At 69.3% G+C, this 20846-nt stretch carries 21 protein-coding genes; 13 read left to right on the top strand and 8 right to left on the bottom strand.

What is annotated here, in order from left to right:
- Window positions 1–29: 29 nt before the first annotated feature.
- Window positions 30–236, top strand: coding sequence for a cold-shock protein (locus AC1C2S_RS11795; protein ID WP_022893778.1), 207 nt, complete (start codon window positions 30–32; stop codon window positions 234–236).
- Window positions 237–432: 196 nt separating this feature from the next.
- Here the strand turns inward: AC1C2S_RS11795 and nhaA are convergent, their stop codons facing one another.
- Window positions 433–2325, bottom strand: coding sequence for a Na+/H+ antiporter NhaA (nhaA, locus tag AC1C2S_RS11800; protein ID WP_495352714.1), 1893 nt, complete (start codon window positions 2323–2325; stop codon window positions 433–435).
- Between the two features lie 159 nt (window positions 2326–2484).
- On the opposite strand from nhaA, the gene AC1C2S_RS11805 reads away from it, so the two are divergent.
- On the top strand, window positions 2485–2847 hold the full coding sequence (locus tag AC1C2S_RS11805; protein ID WP_495352715.1) for a TFIIB-type zinc ribbon-containing protein: 363 nt from the start codon (window positions 2485–2487) through the stop codon (window positions 2845–2847).
- A 179-nt stretch (window positions 2848–3026) separates the two neighbouring features.
- Here AC1C2S_RS11805 and AC1C2S_RS11810 read toward each other — a convergent pair whose 3' ends face one another.
- Both AC1C2S_RS11810 and AC1C2S_RS11815 read right to left on the bottom strand, forming a co-directional pair.
- Window positions 3027–3728: a type 1 glutamine amidotransferase domain-containing protein gene (locus AC1C2S_RS11810; protein ID WP_495352716.1), complete on the bottom strand. Its 702-nt coding sequence runs from the start codon at window positions 3726–3728 to the stop codon at window positions 3027–3029.
- A 92-nt stretch (window positions 3729–3820) separates the two neighbouring features.
- Window positions 3821–5041, bottom strand: coding sequence for an MFS transporter (locus AC1C2S_RS11815; RefSeq protein ID WP_495352717.1), 1221 nt, complete (start codon window positions 5039–5041; stop codon window positions 3821–3823).
- 120 nt (window positions 5042–5161) lie between these two features.
- Here AC1C2S_RS11815 and AC1C2S_RS11820 point away from each other — a divergent pair, with 120 nt between their 5' ends.
- Window positions 5162–5620, top strand: coding sequence for a MarR family winged helix-turn-helix transcriptional regulator (locus AC1C2S_RS11820; RefSeq protein ID WP_495352718.1), 459 nt, complete (start codon window positions 5162–5164; stop codon window positions 5618–5620).
- Between the two features lie 123 nt (window positions 5621–5743).
- Here AC1C2S_RS11820 and AC1C2S_RS11825 read toward each other — a convergent pair whose 3' ends face one another.
- Window positions 5744–6166, bottom strand: coding sequence for a VOC family protein (locus AC1C2S_RS11825; RefSeq protein ID WP_495352719.1), 423 nt, complete (start codon window positions 6164–6166; stop codon window positions 5744–5746).
- Window positions 6167–6401: 235 nt separating this feature from the next.
- Here AC1C2S_RS11825 and AC1C2S_RS11830 point away from each other — a divergent pair, with 235 nt between their 5' ends.
- The 3 genes from AC1C2S_RS11830 to AC1C2S_RS11840 all read left to right on the top strand — a co-directional run bounded on the left by AC1C2S_RS11830 (window position 6402) and on the right by AC1C2S_RS11840 (window position 7861).
- Window positions 6402–6854, top strand: a complete 453-nt coding sequence (locus AC1C2S_RS11830) for an ArsR/SmtB family transcription factor (protein ID WP_495352720.1) — start codon at window positions 6402–6404, stop codon at window positions 6852–6854.
- The gene (locus AC1C2S_RS11835; protein WP_495352721.1) at window positions 6851–7324 is read left to right on the top strand and encodes an SRPBCC family protein; all 474 of its coding nucleotides are present in this window, start codon (window positions 6851–6853) and stop codon (window positions 7322–7324) included. The genes AC1C2S_RS11830 and AC1C2S_RS11835 overlap by 4 nt, the downstream gene beginning before the upstream one ends.
- 96 nt (window positions 7325–7420) lie before the next feature.
- Window positions 7421–7861 carry a VOC family protein gene (locus AC1C2S_RS11840; RefSeq protein WP_495352722.1) on the top strand — a complete coding sequence of 147 codons (441 nt, stop codon included), beginning with the start codon at window positions 7421–7423 and terminating at the stop codon, window positions 7859–7861.
- A 160-nt stretch (window positions 7862–8021) separates the two neighbouring features.
- Here AC1C2S_RS11840 and AC1C2S_RS11845 read toward each other — a convergent pair whose 3' ends face one another.
- On the bottom strand, window positions 8022–8636 hold the full coding sequence (locus AC1C2S_RS11845; protein WP_495352723.1) for a GyrI-like domain-containing protein: 615 nt from the start codon (window positions 8634–8636) through the stop codon (window positions 8022–8024).
- Between the two features lie 47 nt (window positions 8637–8683).
- Here AC1C2S_RS11845 and AC1C2S_RS11850 point away from each other — a divergent pair, with 47 nt between their 5' ends.
- Both AC1C2S_RS11850 and AC1C2S_RS11855 read left to right on the top strand, forming a co-directional pair.
- Entirely contained in the window at window positions 8684–9619 is a 936-nt protein-coding gene (locus AC1C2S_RS11850) for a PhzF family phenazine biosynthesis protein (protein WP_495352724.1), read from the top strand.
- Between the two features lie 62 nt (window positions 9620–9681).
- Window positions 9682–10671, top strand: a complete 990-nt coding sequence (locus AC1C2S_RS11855; RefSeq protein ID WP_495352725.1) for an aldo/keto reductase — start codon at window positions 9682–9684, stop codon at window positions 10669–10671.
- A 21-nt stretch (window positions 10672–10692) separates the two neighbouring features.
- Here the strand turns inward: AC1C2S_RS11855 and AC1C2S_RS11860 are convergent, their stop codons facing one another.
- A complete protein-coding gene (locus AC1C2S_RS11860) occupies window positions 10693–11997 on the bottom strand; it encodes an MFS transporter (RefSeq protein ID WP_495352726.1) in 1305 nt (434 codons plus the stop codon).
- Window positions 11998–12250: 253 nt separating this feature from the next.
- Here AC1C2S_RS11860 and AC1C2S_RS11865 point away from each other — a divergent pair, with 253 nt between their 5' ends.
- Window positions 12251–13042 carry a hypothetical protein gene (locus tag AC1C2S_RS11865; RefSeq protein WP_495352727.1) on the top strand — a complete coding sequence of 264 codons (792 nt, stop codon included), beginning with the start codon at window positions 12251–12253 and terminating at the stop codon, window positions 13040–13042.
- 67 nt (window positions 13043–13109) lie between these two features.
- On the opposite strand, the gene AC1C2S_RS11870 is transcribed toward AC1C2S_RS11865, so the two are convergent.
- Complete coding sequence (locus tag AC1C2S_RS11870) at window positions 13110–15629, bottom strand: phosphoketolase family protein (RefSeq protein ID WP_495352728.1); 2520 nt, start codon at window positions 15627–15629, stop codon at window positions 13110–13112.
- A 130-nt stretch (window positions 15630–15759) separates the two neighbouring features.
- Between AC1C2S_RS11870 and AC1C2S_RS11875 the strand changes: the two genes are divergently transcribed.
- The 3 genes from AC1C2S_RS11875 (at window position 15760) to AC1C2S_RS11885 (ending at window position 17789) form a co-directional block, all read left to right on the top strand.
- Entirely contained in the window at window positions 15760–16680 is a 921-nt protein-coding gene (locus AC1C2S_RS11875; protein WP_495352729.1) for an AEC family transporter, read from the top strand.
- Window positions 16681–16764: 84 nt separating this feature from the next.
- The gene (locus AC1C2S_RS11880) at window positions 16765–17523 is read left to right on the top strand and encodes a DUF1353 domain-containing protein (protein WP_495352730.1); all 759 of its coding nucleotides are present in this window, start codon (window positions 16765–16767) and stop codon (window positions 17521–17523) included.
- Window positions 17520–17789 (top strand): TniB family NTP-binding protein, encoded by a 270-nt coding sequence (locus AC1C2S_RS11885; RefSeq protein WP_495352731.1) that lies wholly within the window; start codon window positions 17520–17522, stop codon window positions 17787–17789. The genes AC1C2S_RS11880 and AC1C2S_RS11885 overlap by 4 nt, the downstream gene beginning before the upstream one ends.
- A 21-nt stretch (window positions 17790–17810) precedes the next feature.
- On the opposite strand, the gene AC1C2S_RS11890 is transcribed toward AC1C2S_RS11885, so the two are convergent.
- A complete protein-coding gene (locus AC1C2S_RS11890) occupies window positions 17811–18644 on the bottom strand; it encodes an alpha/beta fold hydrolase (protein ID WP_495352732.1) in 834 nt (277 codons plus the stop codon).
- Between the two features lie 165 nt (window positions 18645–18809).
- Between AC1C2S_RS11890 and AC1C2S_RS11895 the strand changes: the two genes are divergently transcribed.
- Window positions 18810–20813: a hypothetical protein gene (locus tag AC1C2S_RS11895; protein ID WP_495352733.1), complete on the top strand. Its 2004-nt coding sequence runs from the start codon at window positions 18810–18812 to the stop codon at window positions 20811–20813.
- The last annotated feature ends 33 nt before the right edge of the window (window positions 20814–20846 follow it).

Genomic DNA, 20846 nt, shown 5'->3' on the forward strand with positions numbered 1-20846 from the left:
CAGCTCGGCTTAATACAGAAGGAAATAACATGGCAACCGGAACCGTCAAGTGGTTCAACGCCGACAAGGGCTTCGGCTTCATCGCTCCTGACGACGGCAGCGCCGACGTCTTCGCGCACTTCAGCGCGATCGCATCGGGCGGCTACCGCTCGCTCGAGGAGAACCAGAAGGTCGAATTCGAGACCGCCCGCGGCCCCAAGGGTCTGCAGGCTGAGAACATCACGGTCATTTCGTAAGTTCTCGCATCCCTTTTGACCGGGATTCGGCGCACTCATCGAGTGCATTGAAACCTGGTCGACGAGCGGATGTCGCGGCAGCCGCCTCTTCGTGAGGCGTGCGCCGCGGCATCCGCTCTGTGCATTTACCGGCCCCTGCGCACTTGCGGCGCATTTACCGGCCCCTGCGCACTTGCGGCGCAGGACCGCCCGAGTACTATCCCGCCGATGGGGCGATCGGCGCCGTTCCTCCGGCGGTCTCCTCGAGCGCGCGAATCAGCGACCGAGCGTCGTACGGGCCGACGTGGCGTCGTCCGTTGACGAAGAGCGTCGGCACAGCAGTGATGCCCATCGCCTCGGCATCGAGCATGTCGTCGCGCACGCGCCCGGTCACCCTTGGCGACGTCAGGTCCGCCTCGAACTGCTCGACGTCGAGCCCGAGCTCGCCCGCCAGCCGAATGATGTCGGAGGGTAGCTGGTGCTCCTGATCGGCGAAGAGGCCGCGCTCGAACTCGAAGAACTTGCCCTGCAACGACGCGGCCTCGGCCGCCTCGGCGCCGGCCAGTGCGTTCGGGTGGAACTGCGTGAGCGGTGCATGACGCCAGATGTAGCGGAGCCGGTCGCCGAGCTCCTCGTGCACCTCCTGGATCGACCCCGAGGCCTTCAGGCAGAAGCCGCATTGGAAGTCGCCGTACTCGACGATCGTGAACGGCGCGTCTACGGCGCCGAAGATGTGGTCGCGATCGGGATCGACGGGGCGCGCGAGCGTCTGACCGACGTCTTGGTTCGGCCGGCCGGCATCCGAGATGCGGAAGATCACGGTGCCGATGAGGAACGCGATGACCGACGCCGCGAGCACGCCGACGCGGGCCTCGTTCTGCGCTGCGGGGTCGTCGATGGCGAGATCGACGATGAAGAGCGAGATCGTGAAGCCGATTCCGCAGAGCGCGGCCCCGCCCGCGATGCGATCCATGGTGAGACCGGCGCCGAATTGCCCGAGGCGCAGCAGCCGCAGCAGGGCCGTCGAGCCGAAGACGCCGAGGAGTTTGCCCAAGACGAGGCCGGCGATGATACCCCACGTGAGTGATGAGCCGGCGGCACCGGCCAGGATCTCGGGACTGATCTGCACGCCGGCGTTGGCGAGGGCGAAGAGCGGGAGGATCACGTAGGCGACGTACGGCGCGTACGCGGACTGCAGTCGTTCATTGATCGAGATGGATTCGCGCAGGCTGTTCGCGGCCGCTCGGGCGTACTCCGTGTTCGGCGACTGCCGGAACGTGCGTGCGAGGTCGAGCGCGTGTTCGACGTCTCGCCGGTCGGGGCGATAGACCGGCACCAGCAGCGCGATGGCGACGCCCGCGAGCGTCGGGTGCACGCCCGATGCGAGGAACGACAACCACACGATGATCGCCAGGGTCGCGTAGACCGGTCCCCGGCCGGAGGGCAGGTACCGGGTGAAGTACACCCCGGCGAGGCCGACGGCCGCCACGATGAGGGGGAACGGGTTGAAGTCCTCCGTGTAGACGAAGGCGATGATGCTGAGCGCTCCGATGTCATCGACGACCGCGAGCGCCAACAGGAAGACTCTCAGCCGGCCGGGCGCGCGCGGCCCGATGAGGGCGAGCGCGCCGATGAGGAAGGCCGTGTCCGTCGAGATCACGATTCCCCACGCATGCTCATGGCCGGACCCTGCGGCGATGAGCACGAACAGCAGCGCCGGAACGACGAGACCGGCGATCGCAGCCACCACTGGCACCATCGCCCGCGACCAGCTCGTGAGCTCGCCGATCGCGAACTCCCGTCTCACCTCGAGCCCGACGGTGAAGAAGAAGATCGCCATCAGCGCGTCGTTGACCAGGGCGTGCAGCGTGAAGTCGAGCTGGATGTCGCCCACGCCGACAGACAGGTGGGTTTCCCAGAAGCTTTCGTACGACCCGGCCGCGACATTCGCCCAGATGATCGCGGCCACCGTCGCGATCAGGAGCAGGAGGGCGCTGATCCGGCTCTGCCCCGTCGCACGGATGTGATCGGCGATGGAGCGACGGGTACGAGACTGGGTGACGGCGTCTTCTGGATCCGGAGACCGCTCGATGATGGTCAGATTAGTCATGGCGAGCATCCTCCTCGGCGTTCAGGCGTGCAACAAGCGTAGGGTCATCGGGGGTCATCGGGTTGGGTGTCCTCAAAGGTTCGATCTCTAGGCTCGACGACGTCGAAGAGACCCGAACAGCCCCGACCTGTCCCGGTCGGCCCCGAAGGAGGAGCCCCCATGCAGTGCCCCAGTGACGGAACCGTGCTCGTGATGAGTGAGCGCAGCGGCATCGAGATCGACTACTGCCCGACGTGTCGCGGTGTGTGGCTCGACCGGGGCGAGCTCGACAAGATCATCGAACGCGGCGCCCGCGAGTTCTCGGCGCCGGCGCAGGCCGCACCTGCCGCCCCCGCCCCTCCTGCCGCCGCGCCCGCCACACCCGTGCAGCCGCCGGCTCCCGCCTACGGGCAGCAGGCCTACCAGCAGCCCTACGACAACCGTCGCAACGACGACCGTCGCAACGAGAACCGAGGGTACGGCGACCAGGGCTACCCCCGCAAGAAGAAGAAGGAGAGCTGGCTCTCCGAGCTCTTCGACTGATCGTTACCCCCCGGCAGGAGATGCCAGGATCGGGAGTGCGACTGCTTGCGTGGCACTCCTCCCGAGCGGTCGATCTCCTCCCGAAACGCGGAGTTCGAGAACGCCGACCGCCGGATGTCGTAGCGCGGCGCCATTCGAGGGGCACCGCGCCGCGGCATCCGCTCACCGGCGGAGCGCACTCAGGCGCCGAGCGCCTCGATGACGCGGCGTGCGACTGACGCGCTCGACTGCGGGTTCTGCCCGGTGATGAGGTTGCCGTCGACGACGGTGTGGTCGCTCCACGGAGCGGCGGAGTCGATCACGGCACCGGCATCGCGAAGGGCCGACTCGACCCACCACGGCGTGTTCTCGCCTGTGCCGCCGGTGCGCTCCTCCTCGTCGGTGAAGACGGTGAGGGTGCGGCCGGCGAACGCGTTCGAGCCGTCGGCGAGCTTCGCCGAGAGCAGGGCGGCCGGCCCGTGGCAGAACGGCGCGACGATGGTGCCCGCGTCGTTCGCGGCAACGAGCACCCGGCCGACGTTCGGGTCGAACGCGAGGTCGGTCATGGGTCCGTGGCCGCCGGGCAGCACGATCGCGGCGTAGTCGGCCGCGTCGACATCGGCGACCGGAACGGCGGCAGCGAGTTCGCCGGCGATGAGGGCGAGGTAGTCGGCGAGCTCGCGGGCCGGGGCCTCACCTCCGGTCTGCGACGGGTCGAGGCTGCCCGCGTCGACGGTCGGGATGACGCCGCCCGGCGTCGCGATGGTGACCTTGTGACCGGCCGCGACGAGATCGCGGTGCGCGGTCACGAGTTCTTCGGCCCAGAAGCCGGTCGGATGCTCCGAACCGTCCTTCATCGTGAGCGAGGTCGCGCCGGTGACGATCATGAGGATGCTGCTCATTGCTGGTTCCTGTTCTCTGGTGCTGGTGCTGGTGCTGGTGCTGGTGGGTCAGGTGGTGGTGCGGGTCTCGACAGGCTCGGCCTGCAGAACGATCAGGCGACGGATGCCGCGGCGCGGGTGTCGTCGAGGCGCGCGGGCGCCGGGCCATCCGCTCGGGGGCGGCGCCGTGCGGTCGCCGCGGCGACGACCATGACGAGGAGTGCGGCGGCGGTGATGACCGCGCCCACCCAGATGGGCGAGGTGTAGCCGAGGCCCGCTGCGATGGTGACGCCGCCTGCCCAGGCGCCGAGCGCGTTGCCGAGGTTGAAGGCGGCGATGTTCGCGCCCGAGGCGAGCGTGGGGGCGTGGTCGGCGTAGCGCATCACGCGGCTCTGCAGGGCGGGCACCGTACCGAAGCCGAACCCGCCCATGGCGACGAGCAGCACGATCGTTGCGATCGGGCTCGCGGCGAGCCAGGCGAAGAGCGTCAGCACGACGACCAGGGCCGCGATGAAGCCGAGCAGGGTGCCGTCGATCGAGCGGTCGGCGAGGCGTCCGCCGATCCAGTTGCCGACGACGAGGCCCGCGCCGAACAGCACGAGGAGCCACGGCACCGCGCTCGAGGCGAAACCGCTGACCTCGGTGAGCGTGTACGCGATGTAGGTGAAGGCGCCGAACATGCCGCCGAAGCCGAGCACGGTGACGGTGAGCGAGAGCCACACCTGGCCGGAGCGGAACGCGGTGAGCTCGCGGCGCAGGCTCGGCGGCGGTCCATCGGATGCCACGGCGCGGGCGCTCGGTACGAGGGTCGCGATGCCGATGAACGCGAACACGCCGATCACCGAGATCGCCCAGAACGTCGAGCGCCAGCCGAACTCCTGGCCGAGAAAGGTGCCGAAGGGCACGCCGAGCACGTTCGCTGCGGTGAGGCCGGTGAACATGATCGCGATGGCGCCGGCGGCCTTCTCGGGGGCGACGAGGCCCGCGGCGACCACCGAGCCGATGCCGAAGAACGCGCCGTGGCAGAGGGCGGCGATCACGCGGCCGGTCATCATGAGCTCGTAGGTGGGGGCGATGGCCGAGACGGCGTTGCCGGCGATGAAGAGTACGAGCAATCCCATGAGTACCGGTTTGCGGGGGAGCCGCGTCGTGGCCGCCGTCAGGCCGAGGGCACCGACGACGACCGCGAGTGCGTAGCCCGAGATGAGCCAACCGGCGGCGGCCTCGGTGACCCCGAAGTCGGCGGCGACCTCGGGGAGGAGGCCCATGATGACGAACTCGGTGAGTCCGATGCCGAAGCCCCCGATGGCGAGGGCGATGAGACCGAGGGGCATTCGTGGTTCTCCTGTTACACTGATCAATTAGTTGCAGACGCGCACTATTGCGCAAGCGGCCGTTAATGTTTGCACACGCAAATAGAAAGCGCAAGCAACTATCTCGACCGAGGAGGAGAAATGGGCATCGCCGACGACGCGGTCGAGGTGCGCGCTCAGGGGTGGCGCACGCTGGCTGCACTGCACGGACTCATCGAAACCGAGCTCGAACGTGCGCTCGCGGCATCCGTCGAGCTCTCGGTCGTCGAGTACACCGTGCTCGACGCGCTCAACCGGCAAGACGGCTGGCACATGCGCATGCAGCAGCTCGCTCGCGCGGCCGCACTCAGCCCGAGCGCGACGACGCGCCTCGTGAACCGCCTCGAAGACCGCGCGCTGCTCACCCGTATCCTCTGCGCCGATGACCGGCGCGGCATCTACACCGAGCTCACGGCCGCCGGGCAGGCGCTCTACGAACGGGCGCGTCCGATCCACGATGAAACGCTCGAGCGCGTCCTCGCCGAGGCCGGCGAGCAGCCCGAACTCGCGCCCGTGGTCGAGGCGCTGCACGGAGCGGCGCTGCCCGCTGCTGTCGGCTGAACACTCGGCCCGCTTCGGAGGAGAACGTGAGGCGGGGAGGAGCGATCCGCCCGCCGCGGTCCTCCCGATCGTGCGATCTCCTCCCGGCCGGCGGCGTCGACGGCTGCGGGGGCCGCCGTCGGATCAGTCCGCGCTGCCGGAGATGTTCACGAGCCAGGTGACGCCGTAGCGGTCGGTGCACATGCCGAACGCGTCGCCCCACGGCGCGACCTCGAGCGGAACGATCTGTGTGCCGTTCGCGAGGAGCTGCCCCCAGTATCCGCGCAGCGTCGCGTCATCGTCGGCACCGCCCGACAGTGAGACCGAGATCGGCCCGCCGGTGCCCGGATCGCCCGTGGAGGTCGGAGTGTCCGCGCCCATCAGCACGATGCCTCCGGCTCCTTCGAGTTGGCCGTGCATGATCCTGTCGGCGTCAGCGGGGTCTTCGGCCTGGCCGAACTCGGCGAAAGTACTCGTGGTGAGCTCGCCTCCGAACAGCGAGTGGTAGAAGTCCAGCGCCTCCTTCGCATTGCCGTTGAAGCTGAGGTACGGGTTGAGCGTGACCATGATGCGACCCTTCTCGATGTGTCTCTCGGGGCGATGCTGCCCCCTCGCCGCACGTGCCGCAACCCCGCGATGGTGAACGTTTCCGAGCATCAAGACGACGCTCGCGCCCCTCGGTGCACGTGGGCGGCTGGCATGGGAACTGCCCGGGGAGAGGTGTTGACAGCGGCATCCACTCGGCGTAGCTTGTAATCAATCAAATGGTTGATCAAGAGAATGGTTGAGAAAGGAGTGGGTGATGATCGTCGATCCGAGCGCAGACGACCGCCTCGACCGGGCCTTCATGGCACTGGCCGACCCGGTGCGCCGCGGCATCATCGCCCGACTGAGCCGCGGGCCGGCCACGGTCAACGAGCTCGCCGAACCGTTCGCGATCACCAAGCAGGCCGTCTCGAAGCACATCCAGGTGCTCGAGCATGCGGGGCTCGTCACCAGAACGCGTGACGCGCAACGCCGACCCGTGCACCTCGACGCGGCCCAGCTCGAAGCCCTCACCGCGTGGATCGACCGCTACCGGCTGATCCACGAGCAGCAGTTCCGCGCATTGGATGCGCTGCTCGCCACCGACCGCGGCGCAGACGCCGCGGCATCCGTCGCCCTCGATGTGCAGATCGAGAATCACGGCGACACCAGTGACACCCCCGCTGTCGGCGCACCCGCCGGCACCGACACGAAAGAGACAGGACAATGACGAACCCCGTCACCATCACCGCCCCCGAGGGGCTGCCCTTCATCGAGATCGAGCGCGAGTTCGACGCACCCGTCGCGGCCGTGTTCAACGCGCACCGCGACCCGGCGCTCGTCAAGCAGTGGCTCGGTCCGAACGGGTACGACATGGCGATCGAGCGCTGGGACTTCGTGCCCCAGGGTGGTTACCGCTACGTGCACACCAACCCCGAGGGCGAGTCCTACGGGTTCAACGGCACCTTCCACTCCGTGCGCGAGAACGAGTTCGCGATCCAGACCTTCGAATTCGAGGGCTACCCCGACGTCGTGGCCATCGAGGCGATGACGTTCGAAGACCTCGGTGGCGGCCGTTCGCGCATCCGCATCCACTCCACCTACCCGAGCCTCGAAGCCCGAGACGGCATGGTGGCCTCGAACATGGAGCACGGCGTGCGCGAGGGCTACGAGCGCCTCGACGGCATCCTCGCCGCCTGAGTGAGCGGATGCCGCGGGCCGAACACTCGTCCGCGGCATCCGCCCCGCAGGCTCATGGCGGAACACGCACGAACACCCCACCGAACGGAGCACCTCATGGACTGGACACTGGAAGTCATCATCGTGCCGGTGAGCGACCTCGACCGATCGATCGCGTTCTACCGCGACCAGGTCGGGTTCGACCTCGACCACCACACCAAGAACGAGTACATGCACGTCGCACAGCTCACCCCGCGCGGCTCGGGCTGCTCGATCGTGATCGGCACGCTGCCGACGCAGCGCGACATGGCACCCGGCTCGCTGCACGGCGTGCAACTCGTCGTCGCCGATGCCTCGGTCGCTCACGCCGAGCTCGTCGACCGCGGCGTCGAGGTGAGCGAGATCTCCGTCATCGACGAACGCGACGGCGGCACCTTCTTCGGCTTCACCGACCCCGACGGCAACACGTGGGCTGTGCAGCAGCTCAAGGTTCGCGGGGTGACCCCGCTCATCCCGGTCGAGGCGCGGCAGCGGTTCGGCGCCGAGCAAGAGCTCTGAACCCGCACCATCTCGTGCGCCCGCACCATCTCGTGCACCTGCACCATCTCGTGCACTGCACCATCTCGTGCACACTGCACCATTTCGTTGCGGGGGTGCATTCCCGTCAGAATCCGCGACCAGCGGGCTCGATCTGGCGGAAATGCACCCCCGGAATAGTTCATGAGCGCGGCGCGACCGGCTGCCGCAGAATCGTGCGCAGCTTCTCAGGCGCGGTACGCCGCGGATCGCCGAGATAGACCTCGTGGTGGCGGCCGTTGAACCGCAGCCCGTGCTCGGGCATGAACTCCTCGTGCAGGCGTGCGAGCGTCGGCCCCTCGTCGTCGTAGGAGCCGAGATGCAGCGTCTGCACCGAGCGGCCCTCGGCGAGTCGTTCGAAGCGCACGAGCTCGGCGGCGGGCGCCTTCGCCGTGGCCGTCGCCGTCACCTTGGCCACGAGTTCGGCCGTCATCCAGTCGGGCTGCCAGATCATCATCGTCCACGACCAGGCCGACTTCTCGCGCGTGATGAAGCTGGCGGGATCGTCGGCGCTCCAGAGGCCCTCGAGCGGCCCGACGACGTAGTCGCGTTCGAGCTCGCGCTTGCTCCGAAACTTCGCCGCGAACGACACTGCATAGAGCGCCTCGACCGCCGCCGCATACTCGGGAGCGCTGTTGGGGTCGCCGTGCCCGTCGATCATGCAGTACGCGAGCTCGGGCACATCGACGAACTCGAACCTCCCGGCGCGGGCGCGGTAACTCGGAATCTCGCGTTTCGGGTCGAACTTGGTCGTCATCCGCCCAGTGTGCCAGCACCCTCCCGCACCCATGCGACGATCGAACGATGACCGAGACGCCCGAGATCCTCCACTATGCGGCCTTCACCGACGATCCCGCAGGCGGGAACCCTGCGGGGGTCGTGCTCGACGCGTCGTCCCTCGATGCCGCGGCGATGCAGCGCATCGCGACCGAGATCGACTTCGCTGAGACGGCCTTCATCACGGGTCGCGACGGAGACGCACACGTGGTGCGGTACTTCTCGCCGATCGCCGAGGTGCCATTCTGCGGCCACGCCACGATCGCGACGGCGGTCGCGCTCGCTGAGCGCTCCGGCGAGACCGGCCTCGTGCGCTTCGCCACGCCGGTCGGCGAGATCGCGATCGAGACGAGCTCCGCCGGCGAGCCCGCGATCGAGACGAGCTCCGCCGGTGAGCCCGCCATCGAGACGAGCTCCGCCCCAGAACTCGGCCGCGGTGTTCGCGCCGCGTTCACGAGCGTCGACACCCGGCTCGCCCCGATCGGCGAGTTCGTGCTCGACGCGCTGCTCGACCTGCTCTCACTCGACCGCACCGCCATCGCCGACCGCTACCGGCCGATGCTGGCCTTCGCCGGCAACTGGCACCCCGTGCTCGTCATCGCCGACGCCGCGATCTTCGACGGGTTCCGCTTCGAACCCACGGCCGTGCGCGCGTTCATGGACTCGCAAGGGTGGCAGGCGACCATCACGGTGCTGCACCCGCTCGACGAGACCGGATCCCCGCGCCGATTCGAAGCACGCAACCTCTTCCCGGTCGGGCGCATCACGGAGGATCCGGCGACGGGGTCCGCCGCGGCATCCGTCGGCGGCTACCTGCGCGGCCTCGGCCTCGTCGACCCGCCCGCTCGCATCGTGATCGAGCAGGGCCGCCATGTCGGGCGTCCGGGCGAACTGACCGTCGACATCCCGTTGCATGGCGGCATCGTCGTGAGCGGCCGAGCGGTGGCGATGCCGCGGCGGTAGGCTCGTGCCCGGCAACCGTGCCGCCCGCGACATCCCGCTTGCGACCCCACCTCTGGAGCATCATGCAGACTCGCACCCTCGGCCGCACCGGCCGCACCGTCTCCGTCATCGGCCTCGGCACCTGGCAGCTCGGGGCCGACTGGGGTGAGGTCGACGAGGCCGACGCGCTCGCCGTGCTCGACGCGGCGTACGAATCGGGCGTCACCTTCTTCGACACCGCCGACGTCTACGGCGACGGCCGCAGTGAATCGCTCATCGGCACGTGGCTGCGCGCGAACCCCGACTCGGGCGTGACGGTCGCCACGAAGATGGGGCGACGGATGCCGCAGCAGCACGCCAACTACTCCCTCGCGAACTTCCGGGAGTGGACCGACCGCTCGCGCGCGAACCTCGGCGTCGAGACTCTCGACCTCGTGCAGCTGCACTGCCCGCCGAGCTCGGTGTACTCCGATGACGAGGTCTACACCGCCCTCGACATCCTCGTCGACGAGGGGGTGATCGCCGCCTACGGCGTCAGCGTCGAGCGGGTCGACGAGGCGCTCGCCGCGATCGCGCGTCCGCACGTGGCATCCGTGCAGATCATCCTGAACGCGTTCCGGCTGAAGCCGCTCGACGAGGTGCTGCCCGCCGCCGCGGCCGCCGGCGTCGGCATCATCGCCCGGGTGCCCCTCGCGAGCGGGCTGCTCTCGGGGCGCTATACGAGCGACACGATCTTCGCGGCGAACGACCACCGCAACTTCAACCGCCATGGCGAGTCGTTCGATGTCGGCGAGACCTTCTCGGGGGTCGACTACGAGACCGGCGTGCGTGCGGCCGCGGAGTTCACCGCTATCGCGCGCGACGCGGTTCCGGATGCCTCGGCGGCCCAGGTCGCTCTCGCCTGGGTCGCGGCCCAGCCGGGCGTGAGCTCGGTGATTCCGGGCGCGCGCTCACCCCAGCAGGCGCGTGACAACGCGGCGGCAGGGTCACTGCAGCTGCCCCCCACGGTGGATGCCGCCGTGCGCGAGCTCTACGACCGCGACATCCGCGACTCCGTGCACGCGCGCTGGTAGTCGCCCGCCGCCGGCCAGGCCTCAGCGAGCGGCACCCTCGACGACAGCGGCGTCGGTGACGTCGGTGACGCCGGCAACGCCGGCCACGTCGGTGCCGTCGGCCACGCCGGCAACCTCGGCGGGCCGCTTGCGCACCTGGCCGGCGACGGCGAGGCTCACGAGCATGACCGCGCCGATCACGAGCAGGGCGTGGCGGGCCCCGACGGTGTCGGCGAGGAGGCCGAGCAACGGTGGCGCGGCGAGCGAGGAGATCGTCGAGAACGACGTGACCACCGAGACGCGCTGGCCGGCCCTCGAGGGGTCGTCGGATGCCGCAGAGATCGCGATCGGGTTGCCGAGGGCTGCGCCGCAGCCCCAGAGCACGATGCCGATCCAGGCCACGGCGAGGTTCGGGCCGAACACGAAGAGCGCGAGACCCACGAGGGCGGATGCCCCGGACGCGCGCAGCACGACGACCCTGCCGAAGCGGTCGATGAGTCGGGTGCCGAGAAAGCGGAACACGGTCATCGCGCCGACGAAGGTGCCGTAGGCGATCGCGCCGGTCGCCTCGGCTGCCTCGAAGCCGTCGACGACCGCGAGCGAGAGCCAGGTGTTCGCCGAGCCCTCGGCGAGCGACGCGGCGAGGAGCACGACGCCGAGCAGCAGCGTGCGCGGTTCGAGCCACGCCCCGAGCGCTGAGCGCACCGCCCGCCGATTGCGGGCGCCCGTCTCGTGCGCGTCGACCGAGCCGGTCTTCGTCGTGATCGCCGCTCGCGTCGTGAGCGCCGTAGACGGCGGGATCAGCCAGAGCCGTACCGCCGTGACGACGGCGGTGACGATGACGATCTGCAGCGCGATGTGCACGCCGGCGAAGGCGAATGCCGCGCCGACGAGGGCGCCGCCGGCCGCGCCGATCGAGAACGCGGCGTGGAAGTGCGGCAGGATGTTGCGGCCGAGTCGCTGTTCGACGGACGCCGCGTTGATGTTGATGGGCACGTTGATGAGGCCGCCGCAGAGCCCGTTGACGAACATGCCGACGATGAACAGCGGCAGTCCCCATCCGATGAGTCCGGCGGCGTCGAGGCCGAAGCCGATCACGTTGCCGACCGTGCCGGCGATGAGGGTGTTGCGGCTGCCGAATCGGGCGACGATCGCGCCGACGGTGAGTCCGCCGATGAGCGAGCCGATGCCGCCGATGATGAGGAGCGAGCCGAGCTGCAGCGAGGTGATATCGAGGGACTCGCGCACCGAGGGCATTCGGCTCGTCCACGACGCCATGATGAGCCCGAAGAGGGTGAACTGGGCCATGAGCGACCAGCGGGCGCGGGAGATGGTCGTGATCGGCACCCGGAGACCCTACCGCGGCGAGCGTTCCGCACCGAAAATGCGAGAACTCCCCCCAAACGAGGCTCAACGTCGATACGCTGCACGAGTGTGTTGTTAGCGGGGGGCTGACAGTGACGACATCGGTGCATCGCGGGGGCGAAGGCTCGCTCGGTGCACCACTCGAACATACGAGGGTCGCCACATCTCCCTCCTTCAGCCGTCGAAACGACGGGTGCAGATCCGAAACATCGGTTCGTACGAAGGAAGGACTCGAATGAATACTCAACGTGTCACGGCGTTCGGCCACGGCGGGGCGGCAGCGCTCCATCCGAAGGCGGTTCCGAGCCGCAGCCGGGTGAACCGGATGCTCGGACTCGCATTCGCAGGGCTGATCGTCGTCGCGCTCGGCGTCGCGAACCAGGCGCAGAGCGCGCAGGCGGCCGCCGACCTCACGCGAGCGAAGGAGATCGCGGTCGCGCAAGTCGGCGACCGCGTCGGCATCGGTGCTGCCGGTGTGGACATCAACGGACTCAGGGATGCCGCGGCATCGAGCCTCGCTGCCGGAGCAGTCGCCGGCGTGCAGGGCATCATCGGCGAGGCGGGCGCCGAGCTCGGCGCCGAGGGCGTCGCCACGCTCGTGTCGCTGCGCGACGGCCTCAACACCGAGGTCGGCACCGGCGGCTCCGTCGCCGCGATCACCGCGGCGATCGCATCGTTGCGCGCCGAACAGGGCGCGGTGACGACGGCCCTCACCGCTCACCGTGAAGCGGTCGCCGCGCAGCTCGCCGCCGAGGCGGCAGCTGCGGAAGCCGCCGAATCCGCGCGAGTGGCGGCCGAGCAGGCCGCCGATGATTCCGGCTCATGGTCGGGCGACTCGGATGCCGCGGTGACGCCGGGTTCCGCAGAGTCGACCGGGGGCGGCCAGGCCGCCGCCGACCCGTACACCGCCGAGTTCTACCAGGGTCTGCCCGCCGCGCCGCGCGACGAGGACTGCGGGCCGTGCACCGGCAAGGAGATGCACCCGGTGTACTACAACGGCTCGTACGTCTGGGGCTGCGCCGCGTAGCGACCGAGGGTGTGACGATGGGCGTCCGGGCCACCGGGCGCCCATCGTCGTCGCGGGGCGACCGCGACTATCCCGGAGTGACGGGTCGGGGAGTGACGGGTCGGGGAGTGACGGCGAACCGCCAGCCGGTGATCCATGCAGGGTCCTCTCCGTGCGCGTACGCGTGCTCGCGGGCGGCCGCACGAGCGGCGTGCCATTCGTCGGCGATCTCGGCGATGCCGGGCCGCCCTTCGAGCCCGGGCACCCGGTGCAGCACGTCGAGCGCGAGCCGGTACCGGTCGAGGTCGTTCAGGTGCAGCATGTCGAACGGCGTCGTCGTCGTGCCCTTCTCGACGAAGCCTCGCACGTGCAGGTTCGCGTGGTTCGTGCGCCGATAGGCGAGCTGGTGGATGAGCGACGGGTAGCCGTGGAACGCGAAGATCACGGGCGCAGAGCGAGTGAAGATCGCGTCGAACTCCCGGCCCGGCAGTCCGTGCGGGTGGTGCGACGGATCCTGCAGCCGCATGAGATCGACGACGTTCACGAGCCGCACTCGCAGCTCGGGCAGCCGCTCGCGCAGCAACTGCGCCGCGGCGATCGCCTCGGTGGTCGGCACGTCGCCGGCGCACGCGATGACGACGTCGGGCACGGATGCCGCGGCATCCGCTCGCCCGGAACCGGGTTCGTTGCCCGCCCATTGCCACACGCCGAGACCCGCCTCGACGTGCGCTCGCGCTTCGGCGTGCGAGAGCCACTGCGGTTGCGGCTGCTTGCCCGCGACGACGACGTTGACCCGGTTCTGCGTGTCGAAGGCGTGTCGCATGACCTCGAGCAGGGTGTTGGCGTCGGGCGGCAGGTAGACGCGCACGATCTCGGCCTGCTTGTTGACGACGACATTCAGGAACCCCGGGTCCTGGTGCGAGAAGCCGTTGTGGTCCTGCCGCCACACGTGCGACGAGAGTAGGTAGTTGAGGCTCGCGACATCCCCGCGCCACGGCACTTGCCTGGCCGATTCGAGCCACTTCGCGTGCTGGTTGAACATCGAATCGACGATGTGGATGAACGCTTCGTAGCTCGTGATGAGCCCGTGGCGGCCGGTGAGCAGGTAGCCCTCGAGGAGGCCCTGCATGAGGTGCTCGCTGAGCGCTTCGATCACGCGTCCCGAACGGGCGAGGTGCTCGTCGAGCGGATGCAGCGCCTCGGCCCACGCCCGGTCGGTGACCTCGAACACGGCGGTGAGCCGATTCGAGGCCACCTCGTCGGGGCCGAAGAGGCGGAAGTCGTCGGCGTTGGCCCGCATCACCTCGGCGAGCCACGCGCCGAAGACCGTGGTCGCCTCGCCGGTGCCGCCGCGCTCGCCGGGGGCGACGTCGACCGCGAGCTCGTCGAACGGCGGCAGCTCGATGGCGCGTGCGATGCCGCCGTTCACGTGGGCGCTCTCGTTCGCGCTCATGCGCAGCACCCCGTCGGGGCGCACCGCGGCGAGCTCGGCGACCGGGCGGCCCTCATCGTCGAAGAGCTCCTCCGGTCGGTAGGAGCGCAGCCACGCCTCGAGCATCGCGAGGTGCTGCGGGTTCTCTCGCACGCCCGCGAGCGGCACCTGGTGGGCGTGGAACGTGCCCTCGACCTGCACGCCGTCGACGATGCCGGGGCCGGTCCAGCCCTTGGGAGTGCGCAGCACGATCGCCGGCCAGCGCGGTGCGGTCTCGGCGAAGGCGCCCGCCGCGGCATCCGCTCGGATGGCGGCGATGCGCTCGTAGGCGACGTCGATCGCATCGGCCATGCGGCCGTGCACGGCCAGCGGATCTTCGCCGTCGAAGCCGCCCGTGACGAGCAGCGGTTCGTAGCCGTTACCACGGAAGAAGTCGACGAGCTCGGCCTCGGGGATGCGCGCCAGCAGGGTCGGGTTCGCGATCTTGAAGCCGTTCAGGTGCAGGATCGGCAGCACCGCGCCATCCGTCACGGGGTTCAGGAAGGAGTGGCCGCGCCAGCTCGCCGCGAGCGGGCCGGTCTCGGCCTCGCCGTCGCCGATGACGCACGCGACGACGAGCCCCGGGTTGTCGAGGGCCGCACCGAACGCGTGCATGAGCGAGTAGCCGAGTTCGCCGCCCTCGTTGATCGAGCCGGGCGTCTCGGGAGCCGCGTGCGACGGAATGCCGCCCGGGAACGAGAACTGGCGGAAGAGCCGGTGCATGCCCTCGGCGTCGGCGCTCACGGACGGGAACAGCTCGGAGTAGGTGCCGTCGAGCCACGTGTTGGCAACCATCGCCGGGCCGCCGTGCCCCGGCCCGCAGACGTAGATCGTCGGGGTGCCGCGCTCGACGATCGCTCGGTTGAGGTGCGCGTAGACGAGGTTGAGACCGGGGGAGGTGCCCCAGTGGCCGAGCAGCCGGGGCTTGATGTCGCCGGGCTCGAGCGGCCGGGCGAGCAGCGGGTTCGCCATCAGGTAGATCTGCCCGACGCTGAGGTAGTTCGCCGCGCGCCACCACGCGTCGACGGTCTCGAGGGGCACGGATGCCGCGAGCCGGCGCCCGCCCGACGGCTCGTGCGCCTGCTCCTGCTCGTGCTCGTGCTCGTGCGGCTGTGGTTGCTCCCGTGCTTCGACCATGTCTTCCCCCGTCGACTCGGCGTGCGCTTCGAGCCTAGGTCGAAGCCTGCGGAATGCGGAAGGACCGGGACGGAGTAACGTCGAACGCGATGAGCGCGCCGCACCCACCCGACGAGCCCGGGCGCGGCGCATGATCGCGATCTTCACCGGCTTCGCCGTCATCGCGCTCGCCGTGTTCGTCGGCTGGATCGCGGGACGCACCGGCGTGCTCGGCCCCGAGGCGAAGCCGATCCTGGCCCGGCTGAACTTCAACGTGCTGGCGCCGTTCCTGCTCTTCTCGGTGCTCGCGACGGCCGACGTGGGCGCTCTCTTCTCTGCTCTGCTGCCGGTCTCCGCGATCGCCGCGGTCGCCATGATGGTCGTGTTCGCCCTCGTCGCGATGCTGCTGTGGCGGCGCAGCCTCGAGCGCACCGTCATCGGTTCGCTCGCCTCCGGCTACGTGAACGGCAACAACTTCGGCATCCCGATCGCCGTGTACATGCTCGGCGATGCCGCGTACTCGGCGCCGGTCGTGCTGCTGCAGTTGCTGTTGTTCGCGCCGGTGGCCCTCGCCATCCTCGGTGCTCGCGTGCACGGCCACACCTCGGCCCGGGCGATCGTGCGCACGACGCTCACGAACCCGATCATCGTCGGCTCACTGGCCGGCGTGCTCGTCTCGGTCTCGGGTCTCGAACTGCCGCCGATCGTGCTCGAGCCGATCGAGCTCATCGGCCACGCGGCAGTGCCGCTGATGCTGATCGCCTACGGACTCTCACTGCACGGGCAGCGATTGTTCGAGTCGGGAAGCGGCCGCCGCGAGGTGCTGTTCGCCACCGCGCTGAAGCTCGTCGCCATGCCCGTCGTCGCGTGGGTGGTCGGCGGCTTCGTCTTCGGGCTCGACGGCATCGAGCTGTACGCGGTGACCGTGCTCGCGGCGCTGCCGACGGCCCAGAACGTGTTCAACTACGCGCAGCGGTACGACACGGCCGAGGTCGTCGCGCGCGACACCGTGTTCCTCACCACGATCGGGTCGGTTCCGGTGCTCATCATCGTGGCGCTCCTGCTCGGTTGACGCTCGGTTGACGCCTCGGTCACGCTGCGGGCACGCGAGCACGGGTGGGTCGGGGCAGGATGGGCAGGAGCGAAGGAGACCTCGATGCCATTCCTCACCGCCGACGGCCGGCCCCTCGACGAGTTGCTGCTCGCCCAGCGACCCGCCGACGGGCACCGCTTCCAGGTGCGCGCGCCGTTCGTGTACGTCGACCCGGTCGGCGGTGGGCGCTACGAGGTTCCGGTTCAGGATGCCGCGGCCGACGATGCCTCGGCGGGAGACGCCGCCGGGGCCGCACCCATCGACTCGGATCTCGCGTCGGTGCCGACGCCGCTCTGGGGGCTCATCGCGAGCTATGGTCGCCAGTCGGCGCCGGCGCTCCTGCACGACGCCAGATCGGTGATCGCAGCGGGGCTCGGCGACCGGCAGGCAGCACTGCGGCAGCGCCGAGAAGACGACCGGGTCTTCCGCACCGCGCTCCGCGAGCAGGCGGTGCCGCTGCTGCGCGCCTGGATCATGTGGGCGTGGATCTCCGCGGATCGGGAGCGGGAGTTCGGCGGTGCCGCCGGCCTCGTGCTGCTCGTGCAGGCGGTGCTCGGCGGCATCGTCGTGGCCGGGGCATCCGTCGCCGCCTTCTGGAACCCCGTGTGGCTCGTGCTGCTCGTCGTGGTCGCGGTCGCCGCGCTCGCGTGGGGCAGGCTCGGCGGCGTGGTGCTCGTGCTGACCTTCTCGCTCGGCTGGCTGGGTCCGTTCGCGCTCGTGCAACTGGTGGCGATCGCGCCGTTCCGGCTGGTCGAGGCGCTCGTCGAGCTCGTCACGGGAGGTGACCCCGCGGGCGTGCTCAGGCCGACGATCCGTCGATGACGTTGGTCGAGTGGGCCTCGAACACTCCCGCTGGTCGAGTAGCGACGAAGGAGCGTATCGAGACCCCATTGGTAGATCGTCTCCGTGCTCACCCTCATGCTCTCGACCGGCCGGTCAGGCAGCGAAGGCTCAACCTCTTGCTGGTCGGGCCGACCAACAACGGTACGTCGACGGTCGTCAAGAAGTTCCGGCGCCTCCTGGTGTTGCCGAGCCCCTGGGCTCGACTGGCGGATCGATTGCGGGCGGTGGAATGCGTGAGTCGTTGATCGTGGCGTGCGACGGGTGAGTCACTCGGCGAGGAAGTCCGAAACGAGGCGGTTGAAGTCGTCGGGGCGCTCGATCGGCACCACGTGCGAGGACCCGTCTCCTCGGATGACCTTGAACCGTGCGCCGGGGATCGCATCGGCAACCTCGTGCGCTATCCAGGGTGGTGTCAGCAGGTCCTGCTCACCCACGACGACAAGGGTAGGGGCTGTGATTGCGCCCAGCCGCCGTAGGGCATCGAACTGCAGGTAGGCATTCGCCTGTCGCCCGTACGCCTCGGGACCCATCGGATATGGATTGCTTGCCAGGAGCGCGGTGGTGTCCTTTACCGCTTCGTGGTTCCGAAGGAAGGCCGTGGAGAACAGCGACGCGAGTTGCTGGCCGCCAAACACCTGCCCGGTCGCGTCGTTCGCCTTGACCCAGCTCCAGATTTGGATCGGATCGACGGCGCTTCGTGCCGGTGCTGCTCCCGTCCCGGTGAGGACCAGCCGATCCAGCCGGTCCGGGTGTCGCAGCGCGAACTCCTGGGCAATCATCCCGCCCATGGACAGCCCCAACAGGTGGGTCCGCTGAATCCCCAAGGCGTCGAGCAGGCCGGCGAGATCATCTGCCATGTCTGCAATGTCGTAGGGGTGGCTGGCTTTCGAGCTGCGGCCGGAGTCGCGGTTGTCGACCAGGACCACCCGGAACTGCGTGGAAAAGGCCGGGACCTGTGCCAGCGTCCAGAGCGAGGAGTCGTATCCGATCCCCATCACCAGAACGAGCACAGGTCCTTCACCGTGGACCTCGTAATAGAGCACCTGCCCGTTCGTCTGCGCCGTGCCTGATTGTGGCAACTGCGTCGTGTTCGTGTTCATTGGATGTCTCCTTGTGATTGGCCCGTCTCCCGGCTCGTGGGGTGTCCTTTTGTCAGGGATCGGGCTTGATAACCCTTATGGCGTGAGGAAGTCTGTTACCGGGGTAGCCCTCGGCGTTACGCCCGGGGTCGGGTCGGAGCGAGCATGCCTGCAGATCGGTGAGCGATGTACGACGGAGCCGAAACGGTGCTGGTGGAGCAGGCGCGCGAGGCAGCTTCGAGCAGTGACTGGTCGCAGGCGTACGACCTGCTCGTCGGTGTGGACGCGCGCGTCCGGCTTTCGGTGGACGACCTCGGGCTTCTGGCCGAGGTCGCGTACGCCGCCGGTCATCTCGACGTGACGATTGAGGCGTGGGAACGTGCGCATGCGGAGGCTGTGCGCCTCGGCGATCCCGTCGCGGCGGCCGGCGCGGCGGCTCGAGTCGCCCTGCACCTCCTGATGGACACCGCACTGATGGCGCCGATCCGCGGGTGGGTCAAGCGGGCGGAGCGACTTCTCGTGGGGCACGACGAGACGCCGATCCATGCATGGCTGGCAGTTATCAAGAGCTACGAGCGCCTGATGATGGGCGACGTCCGTGCCGCCGGCGAATGGGCCAGCCGGGCCGTCGCGGTGGGATCGGCCTGCAACCCGGCCGCGGCCGCCCTCGGCAGAGTGGCAGAGGCGCATGCCGTGATCCTGGAGGGTGACGTCCGCCGGGGCCTCGAACTCGTCGACGAAGCAGCGGTGGCCACCATCTCCGGGGAACTCGATGCCCTATCGACGGGGATGGTCTATTGCGAGCTGGTGTGCATGCTCCAGGGGCTCGCTCAGCACGACCTCGCCGAGGAGTGGACGGAGGCCATGGAGCGGTGGAGCCACGGATACGGTATCGGCAGCATTCACGGGCGCTGCCGCGTCCACCGTGCCGAGATCCTGCGGCTGCGTGGGGAGTCCGCCGAGGCGGAGCGGGTGGCACTGGAGGCCTGTGCAGAGCTCCGGCCCTACCTCCGGCGCGAGTTCGGGTGGCCGCTCACCGAATTGGGCCGCGTGCGGTTCCAGATGGGCGATCTCCGTGGTGCGGAGGAAGCGTTTCTCGCAGCTCGCGAGGCCGGGTGGGATCCGGAGCCGGGACTGGCGCAGGTGCGACTGGCGCAGGGTGACGTGGCTTTGGCGGCAGCGTCCATCCGAGACTCGCTCGAACATCCGCTGACCGTCCCTTCCAGGGAGCTGCCGCCGAACACCGACCTGCGCCGGGCTCCGCTACTGGCCGCGCGGGTCGAGATCGAGGTGGCGGCTGGAGACCTCGTCGCTGCCCGCGGCGCGGCTGACGAACTTGCGCGGGTAGCCGCATTGTTCGAGAGCAGGGCACTGGCGGCCAGTGCGGCAATGGCAGACGGGCGGGTGCGGCTGGCGGCCGGCGAGGTGTCCGGGGCCCGGCATGCGTTCCAGACTGCCGTCCGTCTGTGGAGCCTGGTGGGGGCTCCCCACGAGGTCGCGTTGGCGCGCACCGCGCTTGCACATGGCCCGTGGCTCGTGGCCGGCACCCCACCAGAGGCGGATCCGTCGGCCGTGGGGACGCGGCAAGTCGGTGACCGCAAGAGCGACCCCAACGCTTTTCGCCAAGAGGGCGACTACTGGTCCATCACGTTCGAGGAACACACGATTGCGCTGCGAGATTTGAAGGGCCTGCACTATCTCGCGCGGCTCATTGCGCATCCCGGTCGGGAGTTTCACGTGCTCGACCTCGTGGCGAGCGGGGTGGATCCAGCCGCGACTCATCCCGGTACGCGTGATCCGGAGCTGACGACTTCCGGGTGGGGGGACGCCGGTGCGCTGCTCGACCCCCAGGCCAAGAACGCCTACCGTCGGCGGCTTGCGGAGATCGATGAAGACCTCGAGGAGGCCCGACTCATGAGAGACAGCGGACGCGTTGTCCAGGCGGAGGCGGAACGTGACTTCCTCATCCGCGAGTTGTCGCGCGCTTACGGGCTCAGCGGGCGTGGCCGGCGCGCCGGTTCCGCGTCGGAACGCGCCCGCGTCAGCGTGACCCGGGCGGTCCGCCATGCCATGGTCCGGATTCGTCAGTATGACCCGCCGCTGGGCGAGCACCTCGAGCGGGTCATCCGGACGGGGACCTACTGCGTCTACCTGCCGGACTCACGCGTCACCGGTCCCTGGAGGATCTGAAAGATCCGGCCATTTTGTTGTCCAGCCCGATGC

Source organism: Agromyces sp. Y782 (assembly GCF_059445405.1).

Excerpts from the sequence above, each read along its gene's own strand:
- AC1C2S_RS11825 (WP_495352719.1), bottom strand. The coding sequence starts at position 6,166 with ATGGTCACGCTCAACCCGTACCTCAGCTTCAACGGCAATGCGAAGGAG.
- AC1C2S_RS11835 (WP_495352721.1), top strand. The coding sequence starts at position 6,851 with ATGACGAACCCCGTCACCATCACCGCCCCCGAGGGGCTGCCCTTCATC.
- AC1C2S_RS11885 (WP_495352731.1), top strand. The coding sequence starts at position 17,520 with ATGACGTTGGTCGAGTGGGCCTCGAACACTCCCGCTGGTCGAGTAGCG.
- AC1C2S_RS11895 (WP_495352733.1), top strand. The coding sequence starts at position 18,810 with ATGTACGACGGAGCCGAAACGGTGCTGGTGGAGCAGGCGCGCGAGGCA.
- AC1C2S_RS11810 (WP_495352716.1), bottom strand. The coding sequence starts at position 3,728 with ATGAGCAGCATCCTCATGATCGTCACCGGCGCGACCTCGCTCACGATG.
- AC1C2S_RS11850 (WP_495352724.1), top strand. The coding sequence starts at position 8,684 with ATGACCGAGACGCCCGAGATCCTCCACTATGCGGCCTTCACCGACGAT.
- AC1C2S_RS11830 (WP_495352720.1), top strand. The coding sequence starts at position 6,402 with ATGATCGTCGATCCGAGCGCAGACGACCGCCTCGACCGGGCCTTCATG.
- AC1C2S_RS11845 (WP_495352723.1), bottom strand. The coding sequence starts at position 8,636 with ATGACGACCAAGTTCGACCCGAAACGCGAGATTCCGAGTTACCGCGCC.
- AC1C2S_RS11820 (WP_495352718.1), top strand. The coding sequence starts at position 5,162 with ATGGGCATCGCCGACGACGCGGTCGAGGTGCGCGCTCAGGGGTGGCGC.
- AC1C2S_RS11805 (WP_495352715.1), top strand. The coding sequence starts at position 2,485 with ATGCAGTGCCCCAGTGACGGAACCGTGCTCGTGATGAGTGAGCGCAGC.
- AC1C2S_RS11890 (WP_495352732.1), bottom strand. The coding sequence starts at position 18,644 with ATGAACACGAACACGACGCAGTTGCCACAATCAGGCACGGCGCAGACG.
- AC1C2S_RS11815 (WP_495352717.1), bottom strand. The coding sequence starts at position 5,041 with ATGCCCCTCGGTCTCATCGCCCTCGCCATCGGGGGCTTCGGCATCGGA.
- AC1C2S_RS11855 (WP_495352725.1), top strand. The coding sequence starts at position 9,682 with ATGCAGACTCGCACCCTCGGCCGCACCGGCCGCACCGTCTCCGTCATC.
- AC1C2S_RS11865 (WP_495352727.1), top strand. The coding sequence starts at position 12,251 with ATGAATACTCAACGTGTCACGGCGTTCGGCCACGGCGGGGCGGCAGCG.
- nhaA (WP_495352714.1), bottom strand. The coding sequence starts at position 2,325 with ATGACTAATCTGACCATCATCGAGCGGTCTCCGGATCCAGAAGACGCC.
- AC1C2S_RS11840 (WP_495352722.1), top strand. The coding sequence starts at position 7,421 with ATGGACTGGACACTGGAAGTCATCATCGTGCCGGTGAGCGACCTCGAC.
- AC1C2S_RS11880 (WP_495352730.1), top strand. The coding sequence starts at position 16,765 with ATGCCATTCCTCACCGCCGACGGCCGGCCCCTCGACGAGTTGCTGCTC.
- AC1C2S_RS11795 (WP_022893778.1), top strand. The coding sequence starts at position 30 with ATGGCAACCGGAACCGTCAAGTGGTTCAACGCCGACAAGGGCTTCGGC.
- AC1C2S_RS11875 (WP_495352729.1), top strand. The coding sequence starts at position 15,760 with ATGATCGCGATCTTCACCGGCTTCGCCGTCATCGCGCTCGCCGTGTTC.
- AC1C2S_RS11870 (WP_495352728.1), bottom strand. The coding sequence starts at position 15,629 with ATGGTCGAAGCACGGGAGCAACCACAGCCGCACGAGCACGAGCACGAG.